Raw genomic sequence first — 26,454 nt, forward strand, 5'->3', positions numbered from 1 at the left:
AAGTAAGGTTTTTTGAAGAATTAATTGATTTCTTAAGCCTTAGTGATTTCACAGAATTTATTAATAAAAAACGCCACTTAAAAAAGTGGCGTCTTCTATTATTATTTAATCAAGAGTTCTATCTAGAAAATCTGTATTCTAAAGTAGTAACAATCGTACTATTATTAGAAACAGTTGTTTCTTCAGAATAGATTGTCATTCCAGTTTCTGTGTAGTCTCTAATTTCTAAAGATGTTACTTCTCCGTCACTGTCTGTAACTATTAAAGTACTATTCCCAACACTTAAAGTGTAGGTTCCAGCCTCATCTAAATTTACAATAACAGTATCGCCAACTGTAGTACTACCATCTGCATTAGTTACCGTAGTTACTGTGTTAAACAATCCACTAGCTGTGTAGGTATTGTCTGAGTTGAACACAAAGTTTACATTTTGAAAAACACTACCTACAGTTACTGCAGATGATGTAGAAGTTGTTCCGTTAGTAAAAGTGATTGTTTCAACTTCTCTAAGCTCCAAGAATTTTAATTTGAAAGTGTCAACAAAATTTGTTGTAGAAAGCGTATAAGGCTCTGGATTGTTGTCATCATCACTACTACAGCTAATAACTGCAAGAGAAAGGACAAAAAGGAAGATTAATTTTTTGAATTTCATAATGTTAGCGTTTTTTTAAATTTTCGGCGAATATAACACCATTTCCAATACAAACATCTAATTGGGTTATTTATTATGTTTTTATGTTGAATTTTAAATTTTATAAGAATTAAAAAATGACTTCGCAAAAAAGCAGAATTTAAATTCTTCAAAATTACATTTCCAATCCATTTCAATTACTTACTCTCTAAGTATATTTATATTTTTGTTTGTTTTTTTGAAAGTTTTAATCTAAAACAGCATCTTTATTTTGATTACTACATTTTTTATCCCACATTTGACATCCATTTTGCGAATACAAATTAGTCCACTGATGAAAAAATTATATCTTTTCCTACTCCTTGCTACAATTTCATTTACATCTGTTCAATCCCAAATTCTTGATCCAGTATCGTGGTCTACAAGCATTAAGAAAATTTCGGAAACAGAATACGATCTTGTTGCTAAAGCAACTATAGAAAATAATTGGCATTTATATTCGCAAGTAGTTCCAGCGGATGGCCCGTTGCCAACAGTTTTCACTTTTGAAGAAAATAGCGCATACAAATCTGTAGGTAAAGTAAAAGAAAGTAAAGGTATTACTGAACACGATCCGGTGTTTGATATGGTTATTACCTTCTTTTCGCATACCGCCACATTTACCAAACGTATTGCGTTAACAGGCAGTGAAGGCACCACAATTATAGGAGAAGTAGAATTTATGGTGTGTGATGACACACGTTGTTTACCACCCAACTATGTAGAATTAGTTTTTAAAATTCCCGCTCCGAAGAAAGGCGCTGAAACTGCAGTAATTCCTGCATCTACAGACAATTCTGAAATCACAGAAGTTCAGTCCGAAGATCTAGAAGACACAATTGCCACTGACACTACAGAAATTGTAAAAGAAAATATCCAATATTCCGAAACCTCTGAAGCAGCAGTCGACGCAACAAAAAAACAAGACCAAAAAGGGCTTTGGGCTATCTTCTTTATCGCTTTTATTTCAGGTTTTGCCGCATTACTTACACCTTGTGTATTCCCAATGATACCAATGACGGTAAGCTTCTTTACGAAACAAAGTAAAACCAAAGCAAAGGGTATCAAAAACGCTATTATTTATGGTGCTTCAATAATTATTATTTATGTTTTACTGGGTATTCTAGTAAGTTTAATATTTGGAGCCGATGCGCTAAATGCCTTATCAACCAATGTTTGGTTTAATATAATTTTCTTTGTGTTATTAATTGTATTTGCAGTATCATTTTTAGGTGCTTTCGAAATTATGCTGCCTAATTCATGGGCAAATAAAGTAGACTCGCAAGCAGATAGAGGAGGCCTAGTAGGCATTTTCTTTATGGCACTTGCGTTAGCTATTGTTTCGTTTTCATGTACTGGGCCAATTGTAGGCACACTATTAGTTCAAGCAGCTGCAGGAGGTAGTCAAATAGGACCTATTGTTGGTATGCTTGGGTTTTCTATGGCTATAGCATTGCCTTTCGCATTATTTGCTGCTTTCCCGGGATGGATGAATTCACTCCCAAAATCGGGAGGTTGGTTAAACACCGTTAAAGTAGTATTGGGCTTTTTAGAATTAGCCTTAGCATTTAAATTTTTATCGAATGCCGATATGGTTCTAGATTTACATTTATTTGAGCGCGAAGTATTTATTGCAATTTGGATTGCCATATTTGGAACCTTAGCATTATACCTTTTCGGAAAAATACAATTGCCACACGATTCGCCATTAACGCATATTTCAGTTGGGCGTTTAAGTTTAGGACTAATAGTATTAACCTTTACAATCTATATGATTCCAGGGCTCTGGGGCGCGCCACTTAATTTAATTAGTGCGTTCCCGCCACCACAACATTATAGCGAATCGCCTTATGGCGTTGGTTTCTCAAAACTTGGCGGAGGCGGTAGCGCCCAAGTCGAGGTTCCCGATGGCGCTCATTTATTAGCACCACACGATATTATTGCTTTTAATGATTACGACAAGGGATTAGCTTATGCAAAAGAAGTAGGCAAACCAGTAATGATTGATTTTACAGGAAAAGCCTGTGTAAATTGCAGAAAGATGGAACAGAACGTTTGGGTAAAGCCGAATGTACTTGAGATTTTAAAAAACGATGTGGTTCTAATCTCGTTGTATGTGGATGACAAACGAAAGTTGGATGATGATGAAGTGGTAGATTCGGAATTAAAACCAGGGAAAAAACTGAAGTATATTGGTCAAAAATGGAGCGAGTTGCAAACCATAAAGTATAAAACCAATTCGCAACCTTTTTATGTTTTGATGGGCCACGACGAAGAAAATCTTATTGTTCCGGTGGGCTATACTCCCGATGTTGAAGAATATTACAATTGGCTTAAAAAAGGAACAGCAGCATTTAAATAATAAAAGCATCTAAGCCACTCATTTTGAGAGGCATTGATTAATTTTGAATAGTAGTTAAATAAAGGTACAATGATCGAGGCTAAAAATATTTCGGAAGAAAATGAAATAACAACTTCACTCGAAAAGTATTTTGAACCTTTTCGAAATAATATCGTAGGCATCAATCAAGAATTTGATTCTCCTTTCGGAAGGAAAAAAATTATCTATACTGATTGGACTGCCAGTGGCCGACTTTATACAACTATTGAAGAAAAAATGCTGAAAGATTTCGGCCCGTTTGTCGCAAACACCCATACCGAAACTTCGGTTACTGGCACGGCGATGACCAAGGCATATCACGAAGCGCGAAACATTATAAAAAAACACGTAAACGCCAACGACCATGATGTACTCATTACCTGCGAAAGCGGCATGACGGGTGCCATCAACAAGTTCCAGCGTATTTTAGGATTGAAAATTCCTGAAAATATAAAACCATATACAAAGATTCCTGACGAGATACGACCGGTAATTTTTGTTACACATATGGAACACCACAGTAATCAAACCTCTTGGTTGGAAACTATTGGCACCGTGGTGGTAATTCCGCCAAACGACGAAGTTTTGGTTTGTATGAAAACTTTCGCCAAAACGCTTGAAAAATATAAAGACCATCCTATAAAAATTGCGGCTGTCACAAGTTGCTCAAACGTAACGGGAATTCGAACTCCGTATCATGAAATTGCAAAGTTGATGCATATAAATGACGGCTTGTGTTTTGTGGATTTTGCTTGTTCTGCTCCTTATGTTTCCATAGATATGCATCCAGAGGAAGAAGGTGCACACCTAGATGCTATTTTCTTTTCACCTCATAAATTTTTAGGTGGACCAGGTTCTAGTGGCGTGCTTGTATTCAACAATAATCTTTACAAAAATACTATTCCTGATAATCCCGGAGGCGGAACCGTTTCGTGGACTAATCCTTGGGGAAACCACAAATACATTGACGATATTGAAACTCGTGAAGATGGTGGAACACCCGGATTTCTTCAAACTATCCGCACCGCCCTTTCTATTAAATTGAAAGAAAAAATGGGGGTCGATAATATTTTAGAGCGCGAACACGAGCTTTTAGCTATTATTTTCGACAAACTCTGCGATGTGCCAAATCTAAAACTTCTGGCACCCCAAACTAAAGAAAGACTAGCGGTTATAAGTTTTTATATTGAAGGTCTGCATTTTAATTTAGGAGTGAAATTACTTAACGACCGTTTCGGCATTCAAACTCGCGGCGGATGTTCGTGCGCTGGAACGTACGGCCACTACTTGCTTCACGTAGATCAAGAAACATCAAACAGTATTACTTGCGAAATTGATGGCGGAGATTTAACCCACAAACCAGGCTGGATCCGGATGTCTATGCACCCAACAACTACCGATGCGGAAGTTGAATATGTATGCGATGCAATTACGCAATTGACTGAAAATTTTTCAGAATGGAGTAAAGAGTATAATTACAATCCTAAGAGTAACGAGTTTTTTCATAAGCAGGAGGTTACTGCTAATAAAATGGATCATTGGTTCACTTTCTAGCGATTATTTATTTTATCTTTAAAACGATAAAAATATAATTGCCACGAGTTAGCCCTACAAATTTGAAAAAACTTTTATTTCTCACGCTACTTTTACCCTGCTTCGTTTCTGCCCAAGAATACGTGGATCTTTTCCGAATAGGTTATGGGCAAACATTCAACAATAATTTTGAAGGAACTGACAGTAGTACATCTGTGAAATCTTTTGAAGCAAGTTTAACATTTCCAGTGGTTCTAAATGAAAATCACGCTTTTATTACTGGAGCAGATTTCAGCAGCAATAATCTTCAACTTTTTCCCGAAGCCGAATTTACGAGTCTTTACAGCACAAATATAAAACTAGGGCTTGCTTCTACGTGGTCTGAAAAATGGAGCACCACAATTGTTTTACTTCCGAAGATCGCTTCAGATTACAAAAATATTTCGAGTGATGATTTTTACCTCGGTGGGTTCGCTTTATTGAAATTAAAGAAAAATGAAAATCTTAAATATCGTTTTGGCGTATATGCTTCGCAGGAAGCTTTCGGACTTTTTACCACTCCAATTATTGGTTGGTACTATTTAAGCCCGAATAAGCGGTTTGAAATGGATATGAGCTTGCCTATTTCGGCAGATGTGAGTTATAAATTAGGAACAACAACCGTTGGGGTGGATTATTTCGGCATTGGCCGCAGCTATAATGTGAATTATGAAAATTCGCCAACGCTTTATGCGGACCTAAGCTCTTTGGAGTTTGCGAGCTACTTACAGTTCAATGCCTTAGAAGAAAGTGTTTTATTACGTGCGAAACTGGGCTATTCTAGTAATAATTATGAAATGTATGCCGAAGGTGAAAAGATGAATTTAGGTGTTTCTGCTTTCAGTTTTGGTGACGACCGCACCCAATTAAATCCTTCACTTAATGGAGGTGTTTTTTTTAAATTTGAAGCTATTTACAGATTTCATATTGGCAATAAATCTGAAACCGGAGAGTCCAATTCAAATTAAATTCCAATAAAAAATTTCTATCTTTAGGTTATGGAAAGAAATTGCCCAGAATGTGGAGATAAGATTATTGGGCGTGCAGACAAAAAGTTTTGTAGCGACGCTTGCCGCAATGCACACAATAACTCATTGAACAAGGACAATAAAAACTTGGTTCGAAATATCAATAACCTCCTTCGGAAAAATTATCGCATTCTAGAAACGCTAAATACCGACGAGAAAACGAAAACTACCAAAGACAGACTACTGCGGATGGGTTTCAGTTTTGAGCATTTCACGGGAATTTATACTACCAAATCGGGCTCCACCTATTTCTACTTATACGATCAAGGCTATCTTCCACTAGACAATGACTTTTATCTTTTAGTAAAAAAGGATCTTAAGTAGGTAGAATATTATCAGTTATAATACACAGTTTTTCTTCTCATTTATAATCACGCAAAGACATGCGAAGTTTACTCTGAATTAAGTTATAGGATATAAAAAAAGAAAATCGCCCGGAAAACATCCGGGCGATTTATATTTAACAATCAACAATTTAACGAACTACTCTTTTATAAGTCGTTTAGTTATTTCGCCATTGGCGCCTTTAATCTTAACATAGTAAGAAGCAGCGGCAAGTTGATCGATGTTTAGGGTTTTTACATTACCCATTCCACGAAGGTCTGCGCTTTGAACCAATCTACCTCTTAGATCGTAAATCTCCAGTCTTTCCAATTCTAAACTCTGCGGATTGCTGATGTTTAAAATATTCTTGGCAGGTACTGGATACATTTTAATGCTTCCAAGGTTTTGGTTATTATCGCCTACTCCTAATACACTTTCAACTATTAGCTCAAAGTCGCAAGTGCTAGTGTTGCCGTATTCGTCTGTCGCTGTTAGCGTGATTGTATACGTTCCATCAGAAAGTGGTGTTCCTGCAGCTGGGCTCTGTGTAGTTACTGTTACAGGATCTGTACAGTTGTCGATAGCTGTAGCTTCACCAGTTCCAAAGTAATCTGGAAGAATATAGAAAATATTTCCAGGTCCTGGATCAACAGTTTGATCTGCTGGACAAGTAATTACTGGTGCTAATAGATCTACAACTGTTACTTCTGCAGTACAAGTTGCAAGGTTGCCATTTACATCTATTGTAAATACCTGAACCGTAATTGGCGCGCCAATATCTGAACAATCGAAAGCTGTAATATCTACTGCCGAAGCAAAGATGCCACAAGCATCATCGTTAGAGGCTATCACATTACTTGGGTCAAGGATAGCAGTACCATCTGCACCAAGTTCTAAAGTGAAGTCTTGACAAACAAGTACTGGGCTAGTATTATCTTCAACCGTTACTGTAGCAGTACAAGTTGACGTGTTTCCGTTTACATCGGTTACGGTTAATATTACCGTGTTTGCTCCAACGTTTGAACAATCGAAAGTATCCATATCAAGATCGTAGCTTGCAATGCCACAGGCATCGGTACTACCGCCGTCAACGTCTATTCCTGCGATGGTTACTGTACCCGAAGCATCGAGAACTACTGTAATGTCTTGGCAAACCACTACTGGCGCCGTTACATCTTCAACAGTTACTACAGCCGTGCAGGTTGAGGTATTTCCGTTAACATCAGTTACCGTTAATATCACGTTGTTGTCTCCAACATCGCTACAGTCAAAAGTATTAATATCTATCGCAATACTCGCCACACCACATTGGTCTGTGCTTCCACCGTCAACATCTGCTGCAACAATCGTTGCGTTACCAGCTGCATCAAGTTGGATGGTAATATTCTGACAAACAGCTACCGGAGCTTCATTATCGGTCACTGTAATATTGAAACTGCAAGTGCTTGTATTTCCATTAACGTCGGTTGCAGTAAATTCAATAGTATTTACACCTACTGGGAAACCACTTCCGCTTGGATCGCCCATTGTTTGAATAATAGTAGCAATGCCACAATTGTCAAAAGCTACTGGGGTTACAAAGGTTACCGTAGCAAAACAATCTCCCGGATCTGTGTTGGCAGTAATATCTGCTGGGCAAATAATGGTTGGTACTTCATTGTCTTCAATTGTAATAATTGTAGTACAAGTAACAATTTGTCCATTACCATCATTAACAGTCCAAACTACGGTGGTAACACCAGTTGGAAGAATTTCTCCATCCATTGTTGTTGTTCCGTTGTAATCGTTTGTGATGCTTCCGTCAGGACAATTGTCTGTAAAGGTGGCGTCAAATTCAATTCCTATTACAGTGTATTGACATAATCCCGGATCGGTATCTCGTGTTGCATTGGGCATACAAGTAATAACCGGAGCTTCATTGTCTTCAACTGTAATTACAGTAGTACAAGTAACAATTTGTCCATTGCCATCATTTACTGTCCAAACTACGGTAGTAACTCCTTTTGGAAGTACTGCTCCAGCCATAGTAGCTGTTCCATTGAAATCATTTGTGATGCTGCCATCAGGACAGTTGTCTGTAAAGGTTGCGTCAAATTCAATTCCTATTACAGTGTATTGACATAATCCCGGATCGGTATCTCGTGTTGCATTTGGCATACAAGTAATAACTGGAGCTTCATTGTCTTCAACTGTAATTACTGTAGTACAAGTTACAATTTGTCCATTGCCATCATTTACTGTCCAAACTACGGTAGTAACTCCTTTTGGAAGTATTGCGCCCGCCATAGTAGCTGTTCCGTTGAAATCATTTGTGATGCTGCCGTCGGGACAGTTGTCTGTAAAGGTTGCGTCAAATTCAATTCCTATTACAGTGTATTGACATAATCCCGGATCAGTATCTCGTGTTGCATTGGGAATACAAGTAATAACCGGAGCTTCATTGTCTTCAACTGTAATTACAGTAGTACAAGTAACAATTTGTCCATTGCCATCATTTACTGTCCAAACTACGGTAGTAACTCCTTTTGGAAGTATTGCGCCCGCCATAGTAGCTGTTCCGTTGAAATCGTTTGTGATGCTTCCATCGGGACAGTTGTCTGTAAAGGTTGCGTCAAACTCGTTTCCTATTACAGTGTATTGACATAATCCCGGATCGGTATCTCGTGTTGCATTTGGCATACAAGTAATAACCGGAGCTTCATTGTCTTCAACTGTAATTACAGTAGTACAAGTAACAATTTGTCCATTGCCATCATTTACTGTCCAAACTACGGTAGTAACTCCTTTTGGAAGTATTGCGCCCGCCATAGTAGCTGTTCCGTTGAAATCGTTTGTGATGCTTCCATCGGGACAGTTGTCTGTAAAGGTTGCGTCAAACTCGTTTCCTATTACAGTGTATTGACATAATCCCGGATCGGTATCTCGTGTTGCATTTGGCATACAAGTAATAACCGGATCTTCATTGTCTTCAACTGTAATTACAGTAGTACAAGTAACAATTTGTCCATTACCATCATTTACTGTCCAAACTACGGTAGTAACTCCTTTTGGAAGTATTGCGCCCGCCATAGTAGCTGTTCCGTTGAAATCGTTTGTGATGCTTCCATCGGGACAGTTGTCTGTAAAGGTTGCGTCAAACTCGTTTCCTATTACAGTGTATTGACATAATCCCGGATCGGTATCTCTTGTTGCATTTGGCACACAAGTAATAACCGGAGCTTCATTGTCTTCAACTGTAATTACTGTAGTACAAGTTACAATTTGTCCATTGCCATCATTTACTGTCCAAACTACGGTAGTAACTCCTTTTGGAAGTATTGCGCCCGCCATAGTAGCTGTTCCGTTGAAATCGTTTGTGATGCTGCCGTCGGGACAGTTGTCTGTAAAGTTTGCGTCAAATTCAATTCCTATTACAGTGTATTGACATAATCCCGGATCGGTATCTCGTGTTGCATTGGGCATACAAGTAATAACCGGAGCTTCATTGTCTTCAACTGTAATTATGGTAGTACAAGTAGCAGTTTGGCCGTGACCATCATTTACTGTCCAAACTACGGTGTTAACTCCTTTTGGAAGTATTGCGCCCGCCATAGTAGCCGTTCCGTTGAAATCATTAGAAATTGACCCACTAGTACAATTATCTGTAAATGTGGCATCAAACTCGGTACCTATAACTGTGTACTGGCATACTCCTGGATCTGTGTCCTTTGTTGCATTCGGCTTACAAGTAATAACCGGAGCTTCGTTGTCTTCAATTGTAATTATGGTAGTACAAAAAGCCAATTGACCATTTCCATCAAATACAGCCCAAACTACGGAGGTGCTTCCTATAGGGAAAACTGCGCCCGCAAGAGTTGCAAGTCCGTTATAGTTATTACCTATTATTCCATCAGGACAGTTATCTGTAAAAGTTGCGTCAAATTCGATTCCTATTACAGTGTAATCACATACGCCCGGATCGGTATCTCTTGTTGCATTCGGCACACAAGTAATAACCGGAGCTTCGTTATCTTCCACTGTAATTACAGTGGTACAAGTAGCTGTTTGGCCATTGCCGTCATTAGCTGTCCAAATAACTGAAGTTACTCCTTTTGGAAGTACTGCTCCAGCTAATGTAGCCGTTCCATTGTAATTGTTAGTGATTGTTCCGCCAGTACAATTATCTGTAAATGTGGCGTCAAACTCAGTGCCTAGTACGGTGTACTGACATAAGGTTGGATCGGTATTGCGAGTTGCATTGGCCTTACAAGTGATTACCGGGGCAATATTGTCTTCAACAGTAACTGTAGCTGTACACGTAGCTGTATTTCCAGTATTATCGGTTACAGTAAGTGTTACAGTATTTGGACCTATGTTTGAGCAGTCAAAAGATGATATGTCAATAGATAAGGTTACCGGTCCATCAGGATCGCTAGAACCACCATCTACTTGTGAAGCAACAATAGATACATTACCAGTACCATCTAATTGTACTGTAATATCTTGGCAAACAGCTGTTGGTGGCGAATCTGCCACTAAAACAACATCATTACCATCGCCGCCATCATATTTTATAATTATACTTTGCCCATTGAAAGTAAAAGCAGTGCTGTTTGGAAGGCCATTAAATGTTCCAACCACAGGGTCTGCGCCATCGTTATCAATGATTGTTAAAAAGCTACCCGAAGGCATTGTTCCTGCAAAATTATCTACTAAAGTTAATGTTGCATCAGTTATGTCTACTGTCCCGTTTACAACTATTTGGTCGTACTCTGTACCTGGGGTATTGATATCGTCAACTTCTATTTCAACTGTATCACCAGCGCTAACGGCAAAGTTTCCGTTTACTGTTACTTGTCCCGGCGATTGTCCTGGCGCAAGGATTCCATTAATTATTAAATTTGCTGCATTGAATACCGAATATCCTGGTATTCCGACTGGGGTGTTAAGTTCACCTACGTTGGCTGTTGCTGTTATATTTCCACCAGCGGTAATAGGACTTCCTAAGGATACTATATCTATGGCAGGGTAAGTTGCTCCCGCACTTGTACCATTAATTGTAACGGCGCCATTTGTAGTGGCTATTTGCGGGGTATTCTGTATAAAAATTGCTTCATTATTTATACCTGTATTATCTGTTGCAATACCGTTTAAAGCAATATCGCCATTGTTGGTTGTAAGGCTTAAATCATTGAAGATACCTATACCTTGACTTCCATTTATTCCATCTCCTCCAGTACCTGTAATAGTTATATTCCCATTATTAATGTCACGAATAATAGTTCCAGGATTACTTGAAACAAATCCAGTAGCACCATTTCCTGTTGAAGTTCCTGCAATGGCGTCAATTATTACACCTCCACCATTGGTTTCAATGATTGAAGTATCTTGTATGTAAAATCCAAAAGGTTGATCATTTGCGGTCCCTCCCGTAGCGATAATATCTATTGACCCTGTACCGGTAGCTTTTACCGAAGCACCAAAAAGTACCGCTATACCAGAATTGAAAATACCATCTCCATCACCGCCAGTTCCATTTAATGAAATGACGCCATCTACAGTTTGTATGTTTGTAGGGTTGTCTACACGAATACCAAAATGAAATGCTCCGGTTCCTGAGGTAGTTCCATTTCCTGTAAAAGTTATATCTCCCGTTGTTGAATTAACATTTGAACTTCCATTAAAATATATACCATTATTATGATCTCCTGAACCATCTCCATTTCCGGTTATTGTAATAGCTCCAGTAGTGCTGGTAATAGTCCCGCTATTTATATTAACTCCCGTATTACTATCTAATCCATTACCACCAGTACCATCAAGCATTATGTTTCCACTTGCATTATTTTGCACTTTGGCTTCTGCAGCAATGAAGACTCCAAAATTACTGTTCCCTGGAGCATTCCCTCCTGTACCATTTATAGAAATATCTCCACCATTCGCAATAACTGAAGTGTCGATACCAAATATTTGTACTCCACGATTATCGTTAGTTCCTGTACCTCCATTTCCTGTTATGGAAATTGTACCTGTAGCAGAAATATCTTGAATAACAGGACCATTTAACAATAGAACGCCAATGTTATCTATTCCTGTTCCATCTCCTCCAACTCCTGTAATATTTATTCCTCCTCCATTAGATTGTACTAAAGTTCCAGCACTATCAATACGCACCCCATGGTTTATATTAAAACCATTACCACCAGTACCCTCTATAGTAATTGAGCCAGAACCAGTGGTGATGATACTTGTACCTCCCGCTACTTGTACTCCAAAATTGAAGTTTGTTCCACCAGTACTTACACCTATTCCTGTGAATTTTATATTTCCTGCACCAGAAGTTGTAATGTTTGATGCTCCATTAATTAGAATGGCATCTGTATCTACACCTGCCAAAGTTCCCATGGCGTTCCCATTTAATGTAATATCTCCGTCTACTGAAGAAATAATTGAGGCGGTATTCACCAAGATATTTCTACTTGCAGTTAGAACAATCGTTCCATTTGCTGTGGTTGTTATATCGTCCATTACGGTAATCGTCTGACTTAAAATAACAATATGGCCACTTCCAGCATCGGTTGGGTTATTTTGGAAGAAAACATCATCATCGGTGCCGCCAAATATGGTAAAATTGGCATCAAATAGACTATCAAAACCTTCTACATTTAGTATATCTGCACCAGAACCACCGCTTGCCTCTGTATTAATTGTTAGGCTTGCAGTAGGGTTTACAAAAGATACACTTTCCCCTAAATCACTATCAATAAAAGATATATTATTTCCTATATTAATATCATCACTTAATGTGATAGTTTCAGCCCCACCCGTAAAGTTAAAAACACGGTTTGTTGCAGAAAGGTTGTCGAATATTGGTTCAAGACCCGTGTAAGTTATTAAAGCATTTCCAGTAATGTCTACACTTCCATCATTATCGTTTGCAAATTCGTGGGTAATATCTGTAAAAGGTCCGCCACCAGTTAAAGTTAAAGCATCTCCAGTGGCCTGAGCGCCCCCTTCATAATTTACAGCAACTGGAAAATCGTCTCCGGAGAAATCTACGGTAAACATGTCATCGCCGCCCAAAGTTTTTGCCAGAACACTAGTTACTCCAGTATTTGGTACTGTTACCATGTTTGTACCATTTCCTGTAGCGCCAGGAATGGTGCATGTTATAAGTCCGCCATTATTGTCTGTAATGGTATAAACACCACCTGCATAACTAATGGTTAAATCATCATCTTTATCAACAGTATCTTCAATCGTTAAAACACCTGCAACCAGCGTTACATTGGTGTCATCAACTGGAGGAAGTACAGTATAACTGCACGTAGCTGGATCGGGAACGGTAGGCACATACTCTGCAGTATCATTGCTAATCCAATATTGAATATCATTAATAATAGCAGCAAGTTCTGCAGGAGTCCCCGAGATTGGAGATCCTCCTGGCACTAAACTACAGTCAAATTGCCAGTTGTCCACTTCCATTTCTGGAGGGCCAGCAGCATAAAGTCTAATAGCATTTACACCATTAGTTAATTGGTCTGGCAAAGCCGAAGTTGAATTTGTGGTATTTGCTCCATCCCAATCAGCATCTGTTGTTACGCCTACATCTACATTGCTATGTATTCCCGCAATAAAAGTGGGTGCAGCTGCAGTGCCTTGATAAGCAAATAATTGGTCGCCAATGGATGCTAAAATACTAGCAGACATAAAACTTCCGGGCAAAGTAACAATATCTCCTGCCGTCATTGCAGCAGATGCATACCATGTAGTATGGTCGTCTCCTGCTCCAACACAACTAATTGTATTGGGGTTAGTTACTCCGCAATCTGTAAATCGTATATGTGTTCCTGCAATTATATCTTTCAAAAGTATAAATGCGAAACCGTCGTTACCATCTAAATTAAAACCTACAAAAGCTATATCTCCAGCGACTAATGTTGTAAAAGGTGGTTCCTTTATTGTAACATTAATTGTACAGGTGGCGCTATTTCCTGATTCATCCGTAGCTGTTAAAATAACAGGATATACCCCCGCATTGTACATTGTACCCGCGGTAGGCGATTGTGTAATTGTAATAATTCCAGGTGGAGAACTAGCATCGGTAGCCGTTGTTCCTGTAACCAAATCTGGGATGGCTGCCAATCCATCATTACCTGCGGTAATGTCAGCAGGTGTTGGCGCACACGTAATATCGGGTGGCGTAGTATCTCCGCCCGCAGTAACCGTAAAGGTACATCCAGCTTCCAGTGCGGGAACATATGGGTTGTCATTATCGCTTACCCAGTTTACTCGGTTATTTACTATTAAACGAATATCATTTGCAGTGCCTGTAATAGGGCTCCCTCCTGCCGTAACACAGCTAAACTGCCAATTGTCTTGTTCGGGTACTAAACGTACAGCTGTAACACCAGTAACTAAAGCATCGGGTAAGGCCGATGTAGAATTAGTAGTTGCAGCTCCATCCCAGTTGGCATCATTGCCCGGGGCATCGTTAAATTGCAGCCCTGCAATAAATTGTGGTGCGGCAGTGGATCCTTGAAGCGCAAAAAGCTGATCACCAATAATACTATATGATGCTGGTAACAATGGCGCCATATTTATAGTAACAACAGTTCCTGCGGTCATCGCAGCTCCAGAAGTCCAAGTAAACTCTCCATCACCCGCCGTGGCGTAAAAACCGGTGCCATCATTCCAACCCATATCGGTGAAAATAATGGTGGTTGCAGCGTCTATATCTTTTAAAAGAACAAAGGCTACTGTATCATCGGCATTGGTTGCACCGTCTGAATTACTACCAACAAAGGCAATATCGCCAACAGTTAAGGTTGTTTGTCCGTAACCATATATTGCGGTTAACAACAGGAGTACTATGAGGGTAATTTTTTTCATGATTTCAAAATTTAATGATGAATTTGGGGAGCAACAGCATCTTTTTAACAGATTTATTCTAGTTTCTAGATGGAAAAATACCTACTAAGGCTATACAAAAGTTTATTCCTAAATACGGGTCTCTAATTCCGAATGGTTGATTACCGCCAGTGTTTCCACTCTGTGAAGCTCCCATAGTAATATCGGAAGTGCTTCCAAAGGCAGTGGTTCCATCTCCTGCAACATAAGCTCCGGTAGGATCGTCAGAATTTCCTTCTTCCTTTCCGCCAGGTGCAACAATGTGATTGTGAGATGGCAATTGAGGAGTCGTGAGCGTGTGATTTTCTGCTCCACCTCTTTCCCCTAGGGTAATGTTACTCAGTCCAGGTCCTGAGCCGAACTGTAACCCAGTTCTTCCTCTAAGATCAGGTAAAGCAAAAGTCGTTCTGCCATCGCCACCGTATGTTGTGCCTAATAATGAGAAGAGTGCAGTATTTTGTGAAATGGCCAACAATTGTCCATTACAAAACGCCCAACCGCGGGGCGCAAAATTAAATCCGAATGCCTGAATTTGTCCTATAAATGGTTCCATATTAAAAATATTTAGTTAGTTTAAATTGATAGATTAAATTGAATTGTAGTATTGTTTAAAAACTCAGTTTTCTTAGGAAAAAGTTTAGCTCCTAATTTTTGATTTCTTTCCCAGTGTTCCCCAGTTATATGAGCTCCAGAACTGCTAAACAATAGTTCGGTAAAAGTTGTATCTTCTAAACTCGAAACTTTAAAATAAATTCGTGTGGCTTTCCCTTCTTCTTTATTGGGGAAATCAGTTAGAAACTCATAACGACCTTCATCATCTGTTCGAAGTTTTGCACGATGTCTATATTTGGAAGAATTTGGCGAAAGGTGCCACACTTCAACCAAAGCATCTTTTAAAGGAGTAACCCCATCTTTTTGATAAATGGTTCCTTTAACTGCAATTGTGTTTGTGTTGAAAATTCCAGTTCTTAAATCACGTGTCGATTCGGCGTATGGATTATATCCTGCATAAGGATTATCAGAAGTTGCAAAAGCGCTTGATATTGCCGGAGTTAATATTGCGAGTCCAGTAACGGCAATGGATGTATTGCGCATAAAGAGTCTTCGCGAAGTAGTTTCTTTCATAATTTGATTATTTGGTTTTAACTGAAATCTTATTTGAAAAAGAGATTTTAGTTAATTAAATCCGAAAAGCAGTGTTAAAAATTGTTATTACTGCAAGTTATTACAAAAAATTTAATAATACGTACGTGGTGCCACGTAAATTTAACAAATATTAAAGATTTTGTATTTGATAATCAGATTATAAGCTAAATGGCAAAAACGAAAATGAGTAGATTTTCTCGAAATTTTATTTGATACCTTTGAAAAAAGATTGCAGGAAAAATGACACTGGAGAAAAACCTAAAAGAACGCATAAAAGAGCTTACATGTTTATACGAAGTTTCGTCCATTATCGTAAATAACGATTTTAGAGAACTCGACAAAACACTGTATTCAATAACCCTCAGCCTTCGCAAATCTTTGCAATACAGTAAATTTGCATCTGTTGAAATTAGCGCAGAACCCTTCCATCTTATTTCTTCTACAATCTCAAAAAAAACGGTGTCGATTGAAAATGATATTAATGTTTTTAACGAGCCAAAAGGCTTTATCAAAATTCATTATCCAGCAGATAAATTCACTAAAAAAGATTTCTTAACCGAAGAAAAAAAATTACTTAAAAACGTGGCCATTAATGTGGGCGATTTATTAGAACGTGTTTCAATTCGTGAAAATGAAGCCGTCATAAAACGAAAAATGGAGCATGCAGACCGTTTAAGTATATTGGGTGAAATTACTGCGGGAATAGCACACGAGTTAAACACACCTTTGGCAAATATTCTAGGATTCGCCGAGCTCCTAAAGATTAAAGAATCTGAAAATAGCCAAACAAATCAAGACCTTGATAAAATTATAAACAGCGCCATTTTCTCACGCGAAGTAGTGAAAAAGTTAATGTTTTTTGCCTGCGAAATGCCGCAGAACTTGGGGCAAACAGACATTGTACCCGTAATAAACGATGCGCTAAACTTGCTGGATCCAACCTTTAAAAAGAACGAAGTAAAATATAAACTTAAGCTGCCACAAGATTCCGTTCTGCTAAAAGCCGACACCATTCAGCTAACGCAAGTAATTTTCAATTTAGTGCTGAATGCCATTTACTTTTCACCTAAAAATGGTCTCATTGAGATTAATTTAGAAGAAACAAAGAAAAACGTAATCCTGAAGATTTCTGACGAAGGCCCGGGTATTTCGGCTGAAAACGTTCAGAAAATATTTCAACCTTTTTTCACAACAAAAACCGTGGGAGATGGCTCCGGGCTGGGACTTAGCGTAGTGCACGGCATTATTCGCAGCCATCGCGGCACGATTGATTATCTGCCCAACAATCCCACAGGTGCCATTTTTATTATTACTTTTCCGAAACAATAAAACAGATGCTGCAAAAGGAAAACATATTAATAGTAGATGACGACATCAACATTTTAGAGTTGATTCAGCGCCATCTCCATTCATTAGATTATCACACCTATAAAGCAGTTTCCGTGAAAGAGGCTGTCGCTATTTTACGCGACACAGAAATAGATTTATTAATTACCGACCTAAAAATGCCCGAAGTGGATGGTTTTCAACTAATCCAATTTGCTTCAGAACATTACCCAAATATGCCCAAATTGGTGGTTACAGGCTATCCTTCTGTACAAGATGCACTTTCAGCAATAAAATCTGGCGCGGTAGATTATTTAGTGAAACCGTTTACCAAAGAAGAATTAAAACAGGGCGTGCTGAAATCGCTTTCAACAAGATCTAAGAAAAAGACTTTAGCTGAAACTTCGCTTCACGGTGGGCAGGCCGAAGCAAAAAAATACAACGAAATTATTGGCGAAAGCGACGCTATTAAAGAGGTAACCCAAATAATTGAACGCGTTAAAGATAACAAAGCCACCATTTTTATTAGTGGCGAAAGCGGAACGGGTAAAGAACTTGTGGCTCGCTCTATTCATTATAACGGTAAGTTTTCTCGCGCACCATTTATTGCGGTAAACTGTGGCGGCATTCCCGAAAACCTTTTGGAGTCGGAGTTATTTGGTTACGTAAAAGGCGCTTTTACTGGAGCCAACGATAATCGCGAAGGCTTCTTTCAGGCTGCCGATGGTGGAACTATTTTTTTAGATGAAATAGGAAATGCTTCTCTGGCAGTGCAATCCAGACTATTGCGAGTTTTGCAAGAAAAAGAGGTAATGAAAGTTGGTGATCGCAAAACGGAAAAAATAGACGTCCGCGTAATTGCTGCAACAAATAGCAATTTAAAAGAAATGATTGCAAAGGAATCCTTTCGCGAGGATTTATATTATCGCTTAACCGTTGTAGAAATAAACGTGCCCCCTCTACGCGATAGAAAAGAGGACATTCCATTACTGGCAGATAAATTTCTCTTTAAATATGGCAACGAATACAAAGACCGCTATATAACTATGGATCCTGAGGCACAGTCGCTTTTGCAGCGTTACGATTGGCCCGGAAACATTCGCGAGTTAGAAAATGTAATTCAGCGCGCAGTAATTATGTGCGACCGCACCATAGGTGTTAATGATCTTCCTGAAACACTAAAATACCAAATAGATTTTCCAGACGACGGCTTACTTCCCTTAAAAGCAATGGAGAAAAAATATATTGAAAAAGTACTCGCCGCAACGGCTAATAACCAAACCAAAGCCGCAGAAATCCTCAATATAGACCGAAAAACCCTCCGTGGAAAAATTAAGGATTAAGAACTAGTCTTTTCAAAAAACCTATCAACTTCAACGTCGATTTCGATTTCGATTTCGATTTCGATTTCTTAAATGTGGGTAATTTCTCCCCATGGCGGAAAAAACTCCCCAACTACTTCATCTTCAAAAAATTCGCTAAACATTATTAATCTACTGACTTTCAGTTAATTAATAATGTTTACAAATAATTTGGCTTTGATGGCACATCCCTTGCCATTAGGAAAGCCAAACAATAAGTACCTATGACTGCAAATCCTATAAACCCATGTCGTGAATGTGCACACGCTTCCTATTGCGTGTTAACTCACAATCATGACATGGTATTTTCTTGTAGCGAATTTGAGGAATTGCAACAACAAATTCCCAAACCGCTTATGAAAATTAGACAAAGAGAACAAGTATTGGCAACTATTTAAAATAATATTAAAATGACAAATACACAAACCGTGGAGAAACCGCAACCTGTAAAAAGAGGAATGTTAGACAATGTGTTGGAGCAATTCAACCACGCTGCCGACAAAATAAATTTGAACCCAAACGTTCGCAAAATTCTTAGCATCACAAACACTGAAATTATTATTCACTTCCCAGTTCGAATGGACAATGGCGATGTTGAAATATTTACAGGTTACCGTGTGCAACATAACAATGCACTTGGACCATACAAAGGTGGGCTTCGTTACCACCCAACTGTAGATATTGATGCAGCACGTGCGTTGGCCATGTGGATGACTTGGAAAACATCTTTAGCAGGTTTGCCTTACGGAGGTGCTAAAGGAGGCATCCAGATTGACCCTTCAAAATATTCAAAAAATGAATTGGAACGTATTACACGTAGATTCACTTATGCTTTAGGTGAAAATATTGGCCCAGAGCACGATATTCCCGCTCCAGATGTAAATACCAACGACCAAACAATGGCTTGGATTGCAGATACTTATATGAGTACAAAAAGCACTAGCGAGCGTTCTAAAAACCAACACGTAGTTACAGGAAAACCTGTAGGTAGCGGTGGGTTAGAAGGTCGTGACCGTGCCACTGGTTACGGAGTGTTTTTGACCATTAAATTCTGGTCAGAAAAAAATAACGAGAGTCTTGACGGAAAAACGTTTATCGTTCAAGGTTTTGGCAATGTGGGCTATTGGGCTGCACATTTCCTTGAGCTTGAAGGTGCAAAACTTGTGGGTGTACAGGATGCCTTCGGAAGTGTTCAAAATAAAGAAGGAATTAAAGTTGAAGATCTTTTCAACTATGGAATTGCAAATAAAGGTAGCATTGTTGGTTTTCCAGAAGCTACTGCTATGGACGGCAAAGAGTTTTTTGCCTTGGATTGCGATATCTGTATTCCTGCAGCATTGGGCAACCAGATTACAAAAAATAATGCACACTCAATAAAAGCTTCTTTAGTTGCTGAAGGCGCCAATGGTCCAACAGATGTTGAAGGTGAAAAAATATTGATGGAGCGCGGAATAACAATTATTCCAGACATTATGTGCAACTCGGGTGGCGTAATAGGAAGTTATTTTGAATGGCTTCAAAACCGTAACGGAGAGCTTTGGCAACTTGATGAAATATTAGAGAAACTAGAGAAAAAGCTACGAACAACCTTCAAAAAGGTTACCGCTTATTCCGAAGAAAATGACGTGGATATGCGTACGGCAGCTTTCAGCATTGCTATAGAGCGCATTGAAAAAGCTTATATCCTAAGAGGTATTTTCCCATAATTAATTAGAACCCGTAAAGATGGAACATCCTTCCACAATTCCTTCAGTTGAAAGGGTGTTCCATCTTTAATAATAATGAAATAGAAACCATGAAATATGGAAATTTGATATTAGAGAAAAAAGAGTACGTTTTTTTAAAGCGATTACTGAATGTAACTGGCTATTATAAAGACGAAAACACCAAAGTTTCTCTTAAAAAATTAAGCGGGGAGCTAACTAGTGCAATCATTTATGACCACGAAGAAATGCCCGCAGATGTAATTCGCTTTAACAGCAGGGTTACAGTAGAATCTGGAACATGGCAAACAGAGTTTCAGTTGGTCATTCCAACTGAACGCGATATTGCCGCAAATAAAATTTCAATATTAGCCCCAATGGGTTCGGCCGTAATGGGCTATGCCGAAGGCGATGCCGTAACATGGAATTTTCCGAACGGCACCAAAGAACTAAAAATAATCAGCGTTAATCAAGCTGAAAGACCTATTGATATAGACGTACTCTTGTAGTATTTATCATTAAAAATATTTATTCAACATCATGCAAATTTATAATCACGATTCCCCAGAAGCAATAGCCTTTAAGAACAATTACATTGAATTGGAAAATTGGATTGAGCATCTTAATTATATCGAAAAAGAAATAATCAATCTGTTGAATCTTGGAAGAAAAGAACTATCGAATGTCTTTAATTCTCAGAGCATACTCGATAAACTGGATCGTGAAAAAGAAGTAAACGCTGCTGCTATAGACGCTTTTTTAAAATATAAACTAAGCTTGCCGAAAGCCGCAGAATGTGAAGATGTTGCTTGCGATATGTTTTACGTAGCTGAACACGAGAAATTTAGAAAAACATATTCGGCGCATTTAAAGAGATACAGAAAAGTTAAGGAAGCATACTTCGCTGTATTAAGTAAATAATAAAAGGAAAACAATTTCAATAAAAATTTATGAGCGAGCAGCCGCAGCCCAAGACAATAGGAATCCTTAAAACCCCAGACGATCCGCGGGTTTGTTTGTTGCCCAAAGAAGTTAAAAGACTTACCGGGGAGTTAATGCTCAATGTTCTTTTTGAGCCAGGGTTCGGCAGTTCGCTAGAAATTGAAGACGAAGAATACGTACTGGCAGGCGCCACTTGCCAATCTCGTGAATCAATTTTTAAAAATTCGGATACCATTGTATCCATAAGTCATACTTTTAGCGAAGTGGAAATGAAGGGGGGTTGTTGCTTCATTGGTATTTTCAATCCCCTCTTTCATGATTCTAAATTCGCTATTTACAAAGAATATGGCGCTACTGTTTACAGTTTAGATCTTCTACCGCGAACCACTTTAGCGCAATCTATGGATGTGCTTTCATCTATGGCTTCATTAGCTGGTTATAGAGCGGTAATAAAATCTTCAGAAATTTATAACGGCGTTTTCCCAATGTTTACAACAGCAGCCGGAACGTTAACACCCGTAAGGATTTTAGTTCTCGGAGCCGGAGTTGCAGGTTTGCAAGCTATTGCCACTGCTCGTCGTTTAGGCGCAGTAGTAGAAGCTTTCGACGTACGTAAATCTGCCGGAGAAGAAGTGCGAAGCCTCGGTGCAACTTTTATTGAAGTAGAAGGTTATACAGAATCTTCAAATGCTGGAGGTTATGCTGTGGAGCAAAGTGAAGAATATCAAAAAAAGCAAAAAGAGTTAATTCACAACCACATACGCTCTGCCAATATTGTAATTAGTACAGCAAATATTCCAGGTAGAAAAGCACCACTATTAATTGAAACACGCTCGGTGGAGGCGATGCAGCCCGGAAGTGTAATTATTGACTTAGCAGCCGAACAAGGCGGAAACTGCGAACTTTCAATAAACAAAGAGATCATAAAACACAACGGAGTTACCATTTTAGGAAACTCAAGTCTTTCAGCGGAAATACCTGCTGCAGCTTCAAAATTACTTTCAAATAATTATTTCTCGTTTCTGAAATATAAACAGAAAGCAGAAAGCGATGAAAACGATCCATTATTATCTGCTTCGCAAATTATGAAAGATGGCGAATGGACGCATCCACATTTTACAAAACAACTACAACCAGCTTAATTATGGATTTTATAAATCAACATATTCAAGAAATTTACTTTGTTATTTTCTGTGTCTTCATTGGTATAGAAGTAATTGCCAATGTTCCTGCTATTTTGCACACGCCGCTAATGAGTGGCGCGAATGCTATTAGCGGCGTTATTTTAGTAGGTGCAATTATTGTTATGCTTCGAGTACCAGCAGACGATTACCTCAACCTCACTTTTGGTGGAATTGCGGTATTTCTAGGCACCCTTAATATATCGGGAGGATTTTTTGTTACGGGAAGAATGCTTAAAATGTTCAGTCCAAAAAAATAATTCCTCAGCTTATTGATTCAATTCTGAAAGATTTAAAAACATAAGACGCCTCACAAAAATTAGTGTCTTTTGTTTTTAGTCTTTTTAGATATTTCAATTTCCAATAAAAACACAACTTCAGAATAAAACAACCATGTACGCAATCATCGAAGTAGGTTATTTAATTGCAACTCTTTCCTTTTTGGGAGGATTAAAATTTATGAGTTCCCCTAAAAATGCAAAAACAGGAAATTTAATAGCAGCAATGGGAATGGTGCTTGCTGTAGTATTAACCTTTGTAGCCGCTGTAACAGCAACCGTGCCTTATACTAATTTAATAATTATGCTTTTGGCAATTGCCGTTGGCACTGTAATTGGCAAACGACTTTCAGACAAAGTAGAAATGACGGGAATGCCGCAATTGGTTTCGTTATTTAACGCAACTGGTGGTGGATGCGCCATGCTTTTAGGATTGATGGAAGCCAATCAGATGGATATTACGACCGCAATTCTGGGGAATAAAATTTTACTTATTGCAGGTTTAATAACAGGTGCCGTTGCCTTAACAGGTAGTATTATCGCCGAGCGAAAATTAGCCGGAAAAGTAAAAGACAGACGGAGCAAAACAGTTATTTTTTCGGCAAGAATACTTTTAGTATTGATGGTATTATTACCAACGCTATATTTCTTCGGAATAATCCCAATTAGTTTTACAGGCTTTATGTATGCTTTGGCAGCAATAGCAATGATTTATGGGGTGCTTTTCGTGCTTCCTATTGGCGGCGCAGATATGCCCGTTGTAATTTCACTTTTAAATAGTATTACTGGTATTGCAACCGCATTAGCAGGATTTGTGTACGGAAACAAAGCGATGATTGCCGGTGGTATTTTTGTGGGCGCAGCAGGAATCTTGCTCACGCTTTTAATGTGTAAAGCAATGAACCGTTCGCTGTTTAAAGTACTTGCTGGAACATTTAAAAAGAGTAAAAACGGAGCAGTTGAAGAAGAGCAGGAAATAAAAGAAATTAGTATTTCTGAAACAGCGATGTCTCTTTCCTTTGCGCAGAAAGTGGCTATTGTTCCGGGTTACGGACTTGCAGTCGCCCAAGCTCAACACATTTGTGGACAACTTCAGCAATTGCTAGAAAAACGAAACACCGAAGTAGATTACATAATTCATCCAGTCGCTGGCCGTATGCCTGGGCACATGAACGTACTTCTTGCCGAAGCAAACGTAGACTATTCGCGCTTAAAAGAAATGGACGAAGGCAACGAAAACATGGAGCAGTACGATGTGGTTTTGGTAATTGGAGCTAACGATGTTGTAAACCCTGCTGCCGAAAATAATCCTGACAGCCCTGTTTATGGAATGCCCATAATTCGCACCTATGAAAGTAAACAGGTAATCGTTATGAAACGCAGTATGGGTAAAGGCTACGCTGGTGTTCAAAACGACCTTTTTGGGTTGGATAATTGCAGTATTCTTTTTGGCGATGCGAAGGTTTCTTTACAGGAAATTGTAAATCAGTTGAAGTTGATTTAATAATACTGAAAGTTATTACAGCGCCAGAATCACTAAAATAGCACTCACAGAAATAAAAATCCACAAAGAAAAACCTAGAATCATAGGTTTCCAGCCTGCCGATTTTATTTTATCCACAGAAAGTCCGGCGCCTATTAAGAAGAGTGTAAGCACCAACAATGATTTCGAAACACTTGTAATTCCGCTGGTTAAAAATTGAGGAATTGGCAAATAGCTATTCAAAATAATTGCCAATATAAAAAGGAAGATGAAATATGGAATTTTCACACTTTTACCTTTTCCTTTAAATAAAAATACAGAAAGTATTGAAAGTGGAATTATCCAGAGCGCTCTTGCGAGTTTTACGGTTGTAGCCACTTTTAAAGCTTCTTCACCAAAAGTATAAGCCGCACCAACCACAGAACTAGTATCGTGAATGGCAATGGCACACCAAAGCCCAAACTGATGTTGGGTCAAATCTAAGAGATGACCCACAGGTGGAAAAACAATTAGCGCGATAGAATTCAGTAAAAAGATTACACCCAGCGAAATTGAAATATCTTTTTCTGAAGCATTAATTACAGGAGAAATTGCGGCAATTGCGCTACCACCACAAATAGCCGTTCCCGAAGAAATGAGATGACTGCTTTTTCGATTCATTTTTAAGAGCCTTCCCAAAAAATAACCGAGAATTAAAGTAGCAGAAATTGAAAAAACTGTGAGTAAAAAACCGTCTTTTCCAGCGGCAAGTGTTTCTTTTAGATTCATTCCAAAACCCAAGCCTACAACTGCAATTTTAAGCAACCAGTTTACCGCTTTGCTATTTAGATTTATAAATGGATGACCTAAAAAATAGGAAAATAAAAATCCGCCCACTAAAGCTACTGGACTGCTTATATAGCCCGATATACAAAGCACCATTACGACTATAAATACTATTTTTATAATAGTACTTTTATCGCTGTCGCTATTTTTCATTGTAATGTGTGTTTAATTTCTAAAATATTTCAAACCACAAATTTTCAACTTTCTTGTTTTTTACTTTTGAATACATTTTCATTTTTAAAAACAAGCGTTCTATGCGGATAGGCGAGATCTATTCCTTCAGCTTCGAAACGTTTTTTAATAATTTCCAGCAAATCGCATCGCATATTAAATGCGTCGTCATAGTTTTTTGCCCACGTCCAAGCACGAACAGTTATTGTAGATTCATTGAGTGAAATAAGTGCCGTACGCACCTTCGGTTTTCCGTCTAAAACATCTGTTGCCGAACGATTATCAATAATCAGTGGATGTTTTTCACATGCTTCGCGCATTATTTTTTTAGCTAAATCTAAATCGCTTTCGTATGAAATTTGAAACTCGATTCGTTCGCATATTTTCATTTCACCCAAATCATAATTAATAAGTTTCTCTTTATTGATTATTGCGTTTGGAATAACGATCATTTTATTTTCAAAATTGCGAATTACAGTATGCCGCAGCGTAATATCTACAACGGTCCCAACCATATTATCGGTTACTTTAATTATATCGCCGATCTTAAAAGGTTTAAATGAAATAATAAACACACCACCCACTAAGTTTGCAAGGGCTTCTTGTGAGGCAACCCCAGCGATAAGAGCTATTACTCCTGCGCCTCCAAGGGCAGTTTGCGCTACTCCTTTTAAAGAAGGAAATGCCAGGAGCGCAAAGAGTACTCCAGTAGTATAAATGCCGATAACAGCAATATATTTAAGGAATTTAAAACTTGTAGGATCTTCAAGATTTTGCGTTTTTCTTTGAATACTCATCTTAAACCAAAGGTTCGAAGAAGCAGCACCAACAATGGTAGCTACTGCAACGGTTCCTAAATAAAGAATGAGATTAAAATTATGCTGAAGCACACTATATTTTTCTTCATTTACAAAAAGGACGCTTAAAGCTATAACACCCAAAACCACCCAAAGAGCATTTAGAATTCGTTTTACCAAATGAATTGCTCTGGGCTTTTCGCCAGGGTATTTTTTGTTCTCTTGAATTATCCACCATTTGTGAATCAGGTTGGTAATAAAATGTAAAATTATTACGGAACTAATTACAACTAATGCATAAATAACATCGGACTTATATTCTTCAAAAAAACTCATTATAGTATCCATATCTTTAATGTTCAAGCTACTAATTATAAA

18 protein-coding genes are annotated in these 26,454 nt (G+C 38.4%); 12 read left to right on the top strand and 6 right to left on the bottom strand.

What is annotated here, in order from left to right:
- Positions 1–118 precede the first annotated feature (118 nt).
- Positions 119–652: a hypothetical protein gene (locus tag AC3RVG_RS04150; protein ID WP_489690183.1), complete on the bottom strand. Its 534-nt coding sequence runs from the start codon at positions 650–652 to the stop codon at positions 119–121.
- Between the two features lie 313 nt (positions 653–965).
- On the opposite strand from AC3RVG_RS04150, the gene AC3RVG_RS04155 reads away from it, so the two are divergent.
- The 4 genes from AC3RVG_RS04155 (at position 966) to AC3RVG_RS04170 (ending at position 5,974) form a co-directional block, all read left to right on the top strand.
- Entirely contained in the window at positions 966–3,032 is a 2,067-nt protein-coding gene (locus tag AC3RVG_RS04155; RefSeq protein WP_489690184.1) for a protein-disulfide reductase DsbD family protein, read from the top strand.
- Between the two features lie 69 nt (positions 3,033–3,101).
- Positions 3,102–4,604 (top strand): aminotransferase class V-fold PLP-dependent enzyme, encoded by a 1,503-nt coding sequence (locus tag AC3RVG_RS04160; RefSeq protein ID WP_489690185.1) that lies wholly within the window; start codon positions 3,102–3,104, stop codon positions 4,602–4,604.
- Between the two features lie 62 nt (positions 4,605–4,666).
- Positions 4,667–5,590: a DUF6268 family outer membrane beta-barrel protein gene (locus AC3RVG_RS04165; protein WP_489690186.1), complete on the top strand. Its 924-nt coding sequence runs from the start codon at positions 4,667–4,669 to the stop codon at positions 5,588–5,590.
- Between the two features lie 30 nt (positions 5,591–5,620).
- On the top strand, positions 5,621–5,974 hold the full coding sequence (locus AC3RVG_RS04170; protein ID WP_489690187.1) for a DNA gyrase inhibitor YacG: 354 nt from the start codon (positions 5,621–5,623) through the stop codon (positions 5,972–5,974).
- 159 nt (positions 5,975–6,133) lie between these two features.
- Here the strand turns inward: AC3RVG_RS04170 and AC3RVG_RS04175 are convergent, their stop codons facing one another.
- From AC3RVG_RS04175 to AC3RVG_RS04185, 3 genes are read right to left on the bottom strand one after another with little or no spacing between them, the layout of a single operon-like run.
- Entirely contained in the window at positions 6,134–14,845 is an 8,712-nt protein-coding gene (locus tag AC3RVG_RS04175; RefSeq protein ID WP_489690188.1) for a T9SS type A sorting domain-containing protein, read from the bottom strand.
- Positions 14,846–14,903: 58 nt separating this feature from the next.
- Positions 14,904–15,416, bottom strand: a complete 513-nt coding sequence (locus tag AC3RVG_RS04180; RefSeq protein WP_489690189.1) for a phage tail protein — start codon at positions 15,414–15,416, stop codon at positions 14,904–14,906.
- A gap of 20 nt (positions 15,417–15,436) precedes the next feature.
- The gene (locus AC3RVG_RS04185; protein ID WP_489690190.1) at positions 15,437–15,988 is read right to left on the bottom strand and encodes a hypothetical protein; all 552 of its coding nucleotides are present in this window, start codon (positions 15,986–15,988) and stop codon (positions 15,437–15,439) included.
- Between the two features lie 261 nt (positions 15,989–16,249).
- Between AC3RVG_RS04185 and AC3RVG_RS04190 the strand changes: the two genes are divergently transcribed.
- The 8 genes from AC3RVG_RS04190 to AC3RVG_RS04225 all read left to right on the top strand — a co-directional run bounded on the left by AC3RVG_RS04190 (position 16,250) and on the right by AC3RVG_RS04225 (position 24,304).
- On the top strand, positions 16,250–17,338 hold the full coding sequence (locus tag AC3RVG_RS04190) for a sensor histidine kinase (RefSeq protein ID WP_489690191.1): 1,089 nt from the start codon (positions 16,250–16,252) through the stop codon (positions 17,336–17,338).
- 5 nt (positions 17,339–17,343) lie between these two features.
- Positions 17,344–18,678, top strand: a complete 1,335-nt coding sequence (locus AC3RVG_RS04195; protein ID WP_489690192.1) for a sigma-54-dependent transcriptional regulator — start codon at positions 17,344–17,346, stop codon at positions 18,676–18,678.
- A gap of 428 nt (positions 18,679–19,106) precedes the next feature.
- Complete coding sequence (locus tag AC3RVG_RS04200; RefSeq protein WP_489690193.1) at positions 19,107–20,402, top strand: Glu/Leu/Phe/Val family dehydrogenase; 1,296 nt, start codon at positions 19,107–19,109, stop codon at positions 20,400–20,402.
- An 89-nt stretch (positions 20,403–20,491) separates the two neighbouring features.
- Positions 20,492–20,908: a GreA/GreB family elongation factor gene (locus AC3RVG_RS04205; protein ID WP_489690194.1), complete on the top strand. Its 417-nt coding sequence runs from the start codon at positions 20,492–20,494 to the stop codon at positions 20,906–20,908.
- A 31-nt stretch (positions 20,909–20,939) separates the two neighbouring features.
- Positions 20,940–21,320 carry a hypothetical protein gene (locus AC3RVG_RS04210; RefSeq protein WP_489690195.1) on the top strand — a complete coding sequence of 127 codons (381 nt, stop codon included), beginning with the start codon at positions 20,940–20,942 and terminating at the stop codon, positions 21,318–21,320.
- Between the two features lie 29 nt (positions 21,321–21,349).
- Entirely contained in the window at positions 21,350–22,483 is a 1,134-nt protein-coding gene (locus AC3RVG_RS04215) for an NAD(P) transhydrogenase subunit alpha (protein ID WP_489690196.1), read from the top strand.
- A gap of 2 nt (positions 22,484–22,485) precedes the next feature.
- Positions 22,486–22,782: an NAD(P) transhydrogenase subunit alpha part 2 gene (locus tag AC3RVG_RS04220; RefSeq protein ID WP_489690197.1), complete on the top strand. Its 297-nt coding sequence runs from the start codon at positions 22,486–22,488 to the stop codon at positions 22,780–22,782.
- A gap of 133 nt (positions 22,783–22,915) precedes the next feature.
- On the top strand, positions 22,916–24,304 hold the full coding sequence (locus AC3RVG_RS04225) for an NAD(P)(+) transhydrogenase (Re/Si-specific) subunit beta (RefSeq protein ID WP_489690198.1): 1,389 nt from the start codon (positions 22,916–22,918) through the stop codon (positions 24,302–24,304).
- Positions 24,305–24,319: 15 nt separating this feature from the next.
- On the opposite strand, the gene AC3RVG_RS04230 is transcribed toward AC3RVG_RS04225, so the two are convergent.
- Together AC3RVG_RS04230 and AC3RVG_RS04235 are read right to left on the bottom strand one after the other, a co-directional pair.
- Positions 24,320–25,261: a YeiH family protein gene (locus AC3RVG_RS04230; RefSeq protein ID WP_489690199.1), complete on the bottom strand. Its 942-nt coding sequence runs from the start codon at positions 25,259–25,261 to the stop codon at positions 24,320–24,322.
- A gap of 44 nt (positions 25,262–25,305) precedes the next feature.
- On the bottom strand, positions 25,306–26,424 hold the full coding sequence (locus AC3RVG_RS04235) for a mechanosensitive ion channel family protein (RefSeq protein ID WP_489690200.1): 1,119 nt from the start codon (positions 26,422–26,424) through the stop codon (positions 25,306–25,308).
- Between the last annotated feature and the right edge of the window lie 30 nt (positions 26,425–26,454).

The sequence above is a fragment of the Aequorivita sp. IT1282 genome (genome assembly GCF_058068205.1).